Raw genomic sequence first — 8,152 nt, 5'->3', positions numbered from 1 at the left:
CCCAGGCCCCGCCCGCGAACCCCACCCGCAGCGGGGCCCCGTACCCCATCCTGGACCCATGCCTGCCGCACTCAAGTTCACTGGGGAAGACAAAGACCTCACCCTCGACGAGCTCGCCGCCTTCGTCGACGCCGCCCGCAAAGCCGCCGTACCCGGCGACAACCCCATCAGGGCCCACGTCTCAACGAGCGGGAAGATCAAAGCAGTTGAGATCGCCCTCGCCCAGGACGACGACTAACCCCGCCTGCCACACCGAAGGACCACGCTGGGTAACGCCCTGTACCCGGGAGCTCCGCCGCGCCCCGTCGCGGTGGGGCTGCCCTATTCTCGCCCGCAGCGTCGGTGCCGACCGCTACGATCCGCGCACCGATGTCCTTGGGGGGACCATGCGCCGCACCACCACCGCACTACTCGCCGCCTGCCTGCTCGTCGTCGGGACGGTCGGCTGCTCGAAGTCCGGCGACGAGACCGCCAAGGACTGCGGCGCCGCACTCACCGAAAGGACCGGAGGCGAGTCCGGGGACAAGCCGACTGTCAGCGAAGCGGAGGAGCGTGTCGACGCGTTCGACAAGACGCTTGCAGCCATGGTCCGGTCCGGGTACGAGAGCGTGGCCAAGGACGCGTTCGACACGGTGGACAAGAAGACCAAGGAGGGCGGGGAAAGCAGGCCGGAGGCGTGTGAGCCGCTCTCGGAGCACGACTACACCGCGCTGCTGGCGGCCAAGGCGATCGATGGTCTGGGCTGGACGGACAAGGACGGCCAGTTCGACAAGCTCAAGATGCTGGACGGTCTGCGGGACAACTAGCGCTGGACACGTTCGTGACACCCCACGCCACGCCCGCAGCCAGCCGCAGGGGCTTCCTCCTGGACACGGAGACGATCAGCACTGCATAATCCGATGCCAACAGCACACCTGTGCCCACACACCACATAGACCCCGCCTCTGAGCGGGGTTTCCGCATGTCAGGGGGTACGCACATGCCCCAAGACGCAGAACGCGCACCCTCCCACGGCCGCGAAACCAACGACGGCACCATCTGGTTCACCATCCGCCAAGCCGCCGCCTTCATCGGCGGCAGCCCCCAGACCATCTACTCCTGGGAACGCCGCGGCCACCTCGCCAACCCCCAACACGACGAGCACGGCCGGCGCATCTACACCCAGCAGCAGATCGCCGCCGCCCACCGCCAGGCCCGCCTCAACACCGCCGCCGTACGACGCGTCGCCGCCTGACATGGCCGCCAACCCGCGCAACGGCCGCCCCTACCGCCGCCTCTGCACCAAGCAACGCGCCCTCCGCCTTCCCTGCTGGTGGTGCGGCGAAGACATCCGCTACGACATCACCGGCCCCCTTGCCGGCCGCCACCGCGACGCCTTCACCCTCGACCACGCCACCCCCCTCAGCCGAGGCGGCGACCTCCTCGATCCCGCCAACGCCCGCAGCGCACACCGCCGCTGCAACAGCGCCCGCGGCAACCGCACCGACCAGCAACGCCAGCCCGTACGCGCATCACGGAGGTGGTGACCATGGCGATCCCCAAGCGCGGCACCCCCGAGTACAAGTGGCACCTGGCGGGCGCCCTCGACGAAGCGGAAGCCCGCCGCGAGGGACGCAGCAAGGACGCCCTGGACGTCCGCTCCTACGTCGACGCCATCGCCAAGCACCACCGCGACCACGACCACGTTGACATCGCCCTCGACGTCTTCAGCGCCTTCGCCCTCGTCGGCCAGCCCCTGCGGGCGCGCCTCAGGTTCGCGCTCTGGGTCCTACGAGATGGCAAAGGCCGAGCACGCCGGAGGCCACGCAGATGACCAGCCCGAGCAGCAGCCTCCCCACACCCCAGCAGGTCGTCGTCACCGAGCTGAGGCGCGTCGACCTGATCGCCCTCGTCTTCCACCGGGACGAGATCGCCAACCAGCTACTCACAGCCATCGCCGACCGCATGCGGGCCGAGCTCGGCCCGCGCGACTGCGGCTGCGGCGGCTGCGACTCCTGTGCCCAACACGCCCTCGTGGACTGGATCGACCCGGGATAACACACCAGACGCGCCCAGACAGTGCGAGCCTCCAGGAAGCGGTGACCATGAGCTACGAGGACGACTACGAAGCCGCCCGCGCCCGCGTCGCCCACATCGTCGAACGCGGCCAACTCCACGTCCTGACACCCCGCAACACCAGATGGACAGCAAGACGCCCCGGCAGCCTCACATGGTGGCTCGGCTACGCCCTCCACCAGCCCCGCGAGTTCGCCTACGTTGCGCCACGCCGCATCGCCTGCCGCCTCGGCCAGCACAATCCCACCTGCATCGGCAGGGCCGCACCACACCCACGAAGGTGGTGAACAGTGTCCAAGGAGCTACGCGACTTCACGGTCGCGGCCACCGTGCACAGCCCGGACAACCTGCCCCACAAGGACGGCGAGCAGATGTACGCCGACGACGTGGTCGAGGAAATGCGAGACGCCGTCACCGCCGCCCTCGACGAGTGGTACCAACGGCGCGGACACGAACTGCTTGCCTGTGAACCCCTCGTCGGGTGACACACATGGCTACAGACCGCGTCACGGTCCGCCTGGACAACCGCGACGCCCGCTTCACGCCGTCACAGTCGCCCGAGGACGACGAACAGCAGGTGCAGTGCTGGCACATCGAACCCGGCACACCCTGTGACTGGAACATCTGCCGCCAGCCCGAGCGCCTCGCCGCCGGCGATCGCGGAATCGACCCGGCATCCCACGCCTGAGCCATGATGGCGCCATGACGACATACGACGGGCCCGCCACGGTCACGACAGACGACGCCGAGTACCAGGTCACCGCCCAGCTCACCCTGACCTCGGACGGCACGCTGAAGGAGTGGTACGGCTCCCTCGAAGCCCAGGACGAAGAAACAGCCTGGAACATCTTCGAGGCCGGCGTCACCAAGCTGCGCATCGGTGACGGCCGCGAAGGCACCTTCATGGCCGTGCGCTCCGGGGCAGCCCTGACTGGGCTGGACATCCAAGGCAGCGGACCGGCGCCCTTCGGGGACTGACCAGCCGCACGCGGGCCCAGAGGCGGTGACGCACCGTGCTGTATGTCGTCACCGGCCCGCCAGCCGCTGGTAAGTCCAGTTGGATCGACGCCCGGGCCAAGTCCACGGACATCGTGATCGACCTGGACCGCATCACCCGCGCCCTCACCGGCCCCGGCGCACCGGCATGGAGCCAGGACGCGATCCACCTACGCGTCGCCCACAAGGCCCGCTTCGCCGCCATGAACGAGGCGTTCGAGGTGCGCGACCAGGTCGACGTCTACCTCATCCACACCATGCCCAGCGACACCTGGCGCGCCCGCTACCAGCGTCTGGGTGCCGAGATCGTCACCGTCGACCCGGGCGAGCAAGTGGTCCGCGAGCGCGTGCGAGCGATGCGATCGAGCGCGATGAACCGCGTGGTCACCCGCTGGTACCGGCAGCACCGGGCCAGCGGAGCGGCGCCGGCCCCGGTGCAGTCGTCGCGCGACTGGTGACCCCCGGGACACCCCGCCGCACCCCCGTTACGGACTGCTACACCGAGCCCGTCGGCGGGCCGCCGCTCGCCCTGATCATGATCGGTCTCGGCCGGGCGGGAGAGAGTGGATCAAAACTTGCGGAGGAGACCGGGCGACCCAAAACGCCCTTGTCGCCCGGATCTCTCCCCGAGCCGATCACTAATCACCGTGAACCGAGTTCGGCCCAATTAGCGACCATGATCACCACTCCGGCGCCCGTCACTCTCCGTCATGATCGCCGTTCGTCACCGTCTGTGATGGTGCGTCAGATCGGAGTCGATCATGGGCGAGCCCGGAGCCAAGCGAGTCCGCGCGGGCGCCGTCGCGAAAGCGACCCAGGCCGAGCTATCTGACCTGGGTGTCTCCCCCGAGAACAACGCCTCGGCCGCCGCGTCCCTGCGCCTCGCCAAGCTCATGGACTCCACCCAGGACCCCAAGGAGGTGGCAGCCGCCGCCCGGGAGCTCCGCCAGCACATGAACGCTGTGCGAGCGCTGGCGCCTCCGAAGAACAGGGGGGACAAGATCGATGAGCTTGCTGCTCGACGCCCCCGCCACACCGCGTAACAGCCCTGACCCGATCGGCTGCCAGAGCCCGCGGATCATCTCCACCCCGCACTACCGGCGCATCGAGACCGGCCGCTGGGCCGGTGCCGAGGACCAGGCCGCCCTCGACTTCCGTTCCCCGGCCGGCCAGGAGGCCATCGAGCTCGCGGCGGACGCCGGGCTGATGCTCGATCCGTGGCAGCAGCTCGGGCTGCACCACTCGCTCGCCGAGGACGGCGAGGGCCGGTGGACATCGTTCGAGGTCGTCCAGAACGTCACCCGCCAGAACGGCAAGGGCGGATACCTCGAGGCCCGCCAGGTCGCTGGCGTCATGCTGTTCGGCGACAAGCTCGTCGTCCACACGGCGCACGAATTCAAGACTGCCCGCGAGTCCTTCCGCCGCCTGGACCAGATGATCGAGGGCTCCTACGCCCTCAGCCGCCGCGTCAAGCGCGTCGTCCGCGCGCACGGCGAGGAGGGCTTCGAGTTCCACAACGGGGCCCGCATCCTGTTCCTGGCTAGAACCGGCAGCTCAGGTCGTGGTTTCTCCGGGGACCTCGTGGTGATGGACGAGGCGATGTCGCTGCGCGCGGCGCCGATCGGCGCGCTGCTGCCCATCATGTCGGCGCGGCGCAACCCGCAGCTCGTCTACACGTGCAGCGCCGGTATCGGGGCGGAGAGCGAGCAACTGGCGCTGCTGCGGGCGCGGGCGCTGGCGGACAGTCCGTTGCCGGACGAGTCGCTGACGTACCTGGAGTGGTCCGCGGATCTGCACAAGCGGGAGTGCCCGAGGGACGAGAACCGCCGGATCGTGTGCGACGAGCACGACGACCGGGCGGACGTACGGACGTGGCAGCGGGTCAACCCCGCGCTGGGGATCCGGATCCGGGTGCAGGCCGTACGGCGGGAGCTGGCGACGATGCGGGCTGATCTGTTCAACCGTGAGCGGCTCGGTGAGGGTGACTACCCGGCGCAGGCCGAGGAGACGTGGCAGGTCATCGCGGAGGCCCCGTGGCGGGCGCTGAGGGTCCGCGAGTCGGACCTGGCGGATCCGGTGGCGTTCTCCATCGACACGAACCCTGAGCGGACCTGGTCGTCGATCAGCGTGGCCGGGCGTACGGGCGACGACGGCCGGCACATCGAGGTGGTGCAGCACCGGCCGGGTACGGACTGGGTGATCGACTGGGCGGCCGAGCGGGACGAGAAGTGGTCACCGTGCGTGTGGGTGATCGACGAGGGCGGCCCGGCCGGATCGCTGGCCCCGCTGCTGCGGAAGCGCCTTGAGGGCCGGGGCCGGGATCACCTGGTGGTGGCGCCGAAGGTCCGCGAACTCACCCAGGCGTGCGGCCAGTTCTACGACCGCGTGCAGAGCCAGAACCTCCAGCACCTGGACCAGGCGCCCATGGCGGTCGCCCTGGCCGGGGCGACCAAGCGTGAAGTGGGCGACGCGTGGCTGTGGTCCCGCCGTAACGACGGCGTGGACGTGTCCCCGCTGGTGTCGTCCACGTACGCGCTGTGGGGCTGGGAGCAGTACCACGACGTCGAGCCGGAAGGGGCGCCGAACCTGTGGTGAAGGACGAGCCGGAAGCAAGCCAGGGGCCCGGGGCGGACCGGTGGCTGGTGGTCCTGGAGACGCTGTTCGTCCTGGTCGTCGTCGTGGGTCTGGCGTTGTGGAGTGTGGCGGCCGGGCTGGTGGTGGGCGGGGTGCTGGGTGTGCTGGCGTGCGAGCGCGCGTCGGCTGACAGGCGTGCCGCTGCGGGGCGGCATGGCGGGGATACGGCGGGGGGTGAGCGGCAGTGACGGGACTGTTCGGCCTGTTCGGCGGGCGGACGAGCAGGAGCCTGGAGAGTCCGGCGCAGCCGCTCACCTCCGCCGCCCTGGCGGAGTTTCTCGGCGGTGTGCGGTCGGATGCCGGGATGTCGGTGTCGGAGACGTCGGCGCTGCGGATGCCGGCGGTGTGGCGTGCGGTCGCGGTGATCGCGGGGGTGTCGTCGGCGCTGCCGTTGCCGACGTACAAGGAAGGCACGAGGCAACGGGCGCCGTTCGAGCTGCTGCGGAATCCGCATCCGGATCTGACGCCGGTGGAGCTGTGGCGGTTCGCGTACCTGTACCGGGTGTTGTGGGGCAACGCGTACGTGCAGAAGGTGCGTAACGGGGGCGGGCAGATCCGGGAGCTGTGGCCGGTGTCCTCGGACCGTGTGCAGGTGGAGCGGGAGCCGCCGAGCGAGGGCAACCCGACGGGCAAGTGGTTCTGGATCACGGACGACTGGGGCGTCACCCACCGCAGGACGTCCTACGAGATCATGCATATCCCCGGGCTGGGGTACGACGGGCTGACCGGCTGCTCGCCGGTCCGGCTGGCGACGCAGGGCATCGGGCTGGCGCAGGCCGCGGAGAAGTCCGCGGCGCGGCTGTTCGGCTCGGGGAACATGGTCGGCGGCGTGTTGCAGACGGAGCAGCGCCTCGAACCGGACCAGGCCGAACGCCTGAAGGCCCGGTGGAAAGCCAAGATGAGCGGCGTCCACAACAGCCACGAGATCGCCGTGCTCGACTCCGGGGCCAGCTTCAAGCCCGTGACCATGCCGAACACGGACGCGCAGTTCCTCGAGTCGCGGCAGTTCCAAGTCACCGAGGTCTCACGCATGTTCGGCGTCCCCCCGTTCCTGCTGATGGCCACGGAGAAAAGCACGTCGTGGGGCACGGGGCTGGAGCAGCAGGCGCAGGGCTGGGTGACGTTCGACCTGAACCCGACGTGGCTAACACCGACCGAGCAGCGAATCACCAAGGAGCTGCTGCCGCCGTCGCTGTACGCGAACTACCAGATGGGCGGCCTGCTGCGAGGCGACTCGCAGGCGAGGGCGACCTACTACCGGGCGATGCGGGATGTCGGGGCGTACAGCGCGGACGACGTGAGGGCGCTCGAGGAGATGCCGCCGCTGCCTGCGGGCCAGGGCGGTGACGTCTACCTGCAGCCCATGTACATGGCGCCGCTCGGCTCCAACCCGCTGGCCCCGAACGAGGGTCAGCCGGCGGGAGCGGGTTCGAACCGGGCGCGGGCGGCCTCGCTCATGGCGGAGGCGCAGCGGCTGTTGCAGACACCGGACGAGACTGAGGAAGGCTCATGAGGACGCTGACGAGGACGACGGCCGAGGAGCGCCGCCATCTGCCGTTGTCCACGGCAGGGGTCGCGATCCGGGCCGCCGAGGGGGACACGGTCGCCGCCGGTGGTGAGCGGTTCATCGGGTACGCGGCGAAGTTCAACTCGCGTACGGCGATCGGGAATCCCCTGAAGTGGGGGTTCTATGAGGAGATCGCCCCGGGCGCATTCACCAAAACCCTCCAAGAGGGCGACGCCCGGATGCTCATCGACCACGACTCGTACTACGTGGTCTCCCGGGTATCGGCCGGCACCCTCGCGCTGGCCGAGGACGCCCTGGGCCTGCCCGTCGACTCGGCCCTCGACATAGGCCTGTCGTACGTGTCGGACCTGAAGGCGAACGTCCGGAACAAGAACATCACCGGCATGTCGTTCGGGTTCTACGTGGTCAAGGACGACTGGGCGCTGGAGGACGTCGAGCTCAACGGGCAGACCGCCCAGGTCGAGGTCCGGCGGATCCTGGAGGTCCGTCTCATCGAGGTCAGCGCGGTGACGTTCCCGGCGTACGAGGACACCGAGGCGGAGCTCGCCAGCGTGGCTTCCGCGCTCGTCAGCCGCGGCGACCAGGCCGCGATCGAGAAGCGCGCGAAGTTCCGGCCGGAGCTTCGGGATCTCCTGCGGCTCGTCGGCAAGGACATCGCGGACCCCGACGTCGTCGTGCCGGCGGCGCGGGAGGCACCAGAACTCATGCAGGTCGAGGGCGAGCCGGGTGAGTCCACTCGCGAGACCAGCACACCGGAGACCGCGCCCGCAGACGCGGACGGTACCGAGCCGGCAGAGACCACTCGGACCGGCCAGGAGCCGCGCGTACTCCGCATGAGGGGACTGGCCGCACGCTACGGCCTGCAGCGCAGCTCCTCATAACCCGTATCCACCTCGAGACCCCGGCCGGGCGGCTGGGGTCTCTCGCATGCCTGGAAAG

General features: G+C 69.7%; 16 protein-coding genes. All 16 read left to right on the top strand.

Annotation, left to right across the window (positions count from 1 at the left end; translation table 11 throughout):
• Positions 1-58: 58 nt before the first annotated feature.
• The 16 genes from AOK08_RS14860 to AOK08_RS14785 all read left to right on the top strand — a co-directional run bounded on the left by AOK08_RS14860 (position 59) and on the right by AOK08_RS14785 (position 8,094).
• Positions 59-238, top strand: coding sequence for a hypothetical protein (locus tag AOK08_RS14860; protein ID WP_055526029.1), 180 nt, complete (start codon positions 59-61; stop codon positions 236-238).
• A gap of 148 nt (positions 239-386) precedes the next feature.
• Positions 387-806: a hypothetical protein gene (locus tag AOK08_RS14855; protein WP_055526028.1), complete on the top strand. Its 420-nt coding sequence runs from the start codon at positions 387-389 to the stop codon at positions 804-806.
• A gap of 173 nt (positions 807-979) precedes the next feature.
• The gene (locus AOK08_RS14850) at positions 980-1,234 is read left to right on the top strand and encodes a MerR family DNA-binding transcriptional regulator (protein WP_055526027.1); all 255 of its coding nucleotides are present in this window, start codon (positions 980-982) and stop codon (positions 1,232-1,234) included.
• A 1-nt stretch (position 1,235) separates the two neighbouring features.
• Positions 1,236-1,526 carry an HNH endonuclease gene (locus AOK08_RS14845; RefSeq protein ID WP_055526026.1) on the top strand — a complete coding sequence of 97 codons (291 nt, stop codon included), beginning with the start codon at positions 1,236-1,238 and terminating at the stop codon, positions 1,524-1,526.
• A 2-nt stretch (positions 1,527-1,528) separates the two neighbouring features.
• Positions 1,529-1,813, top strand: coding sequence for a hypothetical protein (locus AOK08_RS14840; RefSeq protein ID WP_055526025.1), 285 nt, complete (start codon positions 1,529-1,531; stop codon positions 1,811-1,813).
• Positions 1,810-2,037: a hypothetical protein gene (locus AOK08_RS14835; protein WP_055526024.1), complete on the top strand. Its 228-nt coding sequence runs from the start codon at positions 1,810-1,812 to the stop codon at positions 2,035-2,037. Before AOK08_RS14840 ends, AOK08_RS14835 begins: the two co-directional genes overlap by 4 nt.
• A gap of 47 nt (positions 2,038-2,084) precedes the next feature.
• Positions 2,085-2,342: a hypothetical protein gene (locus AOK08_RS14830; RefSeq protein ID WP_055526023.1), complete on the top strand. Its 258-nt coding sequence runs from the start codon at positions 2,085-2,087 to the stop codon at positions 2,340-2,342.
• A 3-nt stretch (positions 2,343-2,345) separates the two neighbouring features.
• Positions 2,346-2,540, top strand: coding sequence for a hypothetical protein (locus AOK08_RS14825; RefSeq protein ID WP_055526022.1), 195 nt, complete (start codon positions 2,346-2,348; stop codon positions 2,538-2,540).
• Between the two features lie 5 nt (positions 2,541-2,545).
• A complete protein-coding gene (locus AOK08_RS14820; protein ID WP_157876678.1) occupies positions 2,546-2,743 on the top strand; it encodes a hypothetical protein in 198 nt (65 codons plus the stop codon).
• Positions 2,744-2,757: 14 nt separating this feature from the next.
• Positions 2,758-3,033, top strand: a complete 276-nt coding sequence (locus tag AOK08_RS14815) for a DUF4873 domain-containing protein (RefSeq protein ID WP_055526020.1) — start codon at positions 2,758-2,760, stop codon at positions 3,031-3,033.
• A 35-nt stretch (positions 3,034-3,068) separates the two neighbouring features.
• A complete protein-coding gene (locus AOK08_RS14810) occupies positions 3,069-3,509 on the top strand; it encodes an AAA family ATPase (RefSeq protein ID WP_055526019.1) in 441 nt (146 codons plus the stop codon).
• Between the two features lie 303 nt (positions 3,510-3,812).
• A complete protein-coding gene (locus AOK08_RS14805; RefSeq protein WP_055526018.1) occupies positions 3,813-4,094 on the top strand; it encodes a hypothetical protein in 282 nt (93 codons plus the stop codon).
• A complete protein-coding gene (locus AOK08_RS14800) occupies positions 4,057-5,646 on the top strand; it encodes a terminase (RefSeq protein WP_241826952.1) in 1,590 nt (529 codons plus the stop codon). Before AOK08_RS14805 ends, AOK08_RS14800 begins: the two co-directional genes overlap by 38 nt.
• Positions 5,640-5,873 (top strand): hypothetical protein, encoded by a 234-nt coding sequence (locus tag AOK08_RS14795; RefSeq protein ID WP_055526016.1) that lies wholly within the window; start codon positions 5,640-5,642, stop codon positions 5,871-5,873. Before AOK08_RS14800 ends, AOK08_RS14795 begins: the two co-directional genes overlap by 7 nt.
• Positions 5,870-7,198, top strand: coding sequence for a phage portal protein (locus AOK08_RS14790; protein WP_055526015.1), 1,329 nt, complete (start codon positions 5,870-5,872; stop codon positions 7,196-7,198). The genes AOK08_RS14795 and AOK08_RS14790 overlap by 4 nt, the downstream gene beginning before the upstream one ends.
• Positions 7,195-8,094, top strand: a complete 900-nt coding sequence (locus AOK08_RS14785; protein ID WP_055526014.1) for an HK97 family phage prohead protease — start codon at positions 7,195-7,197, stop codon at positions 8,092-8,094. Before AOK08_RS14790 ends, AOK08_RS14785 begins: the two co-directional genes overlap by 4 nt.
• Positions 8,095-8,152 lie beyond the last annotated feature (58 nt).

The sequence above is a fragment of the Streptomyces graminilatus genome, assembly GCF_001418565.1.
Taxonomy (GTDB): Bacteria; Actinomycetota; Actinomycetes; order Streptomycetales; family Streptomycetaceae; genus Streptomyces; species Streptomyces graminilatus.
This window is presented reverse-complemented; position numbering and strand designations above follow the sequence as displayed.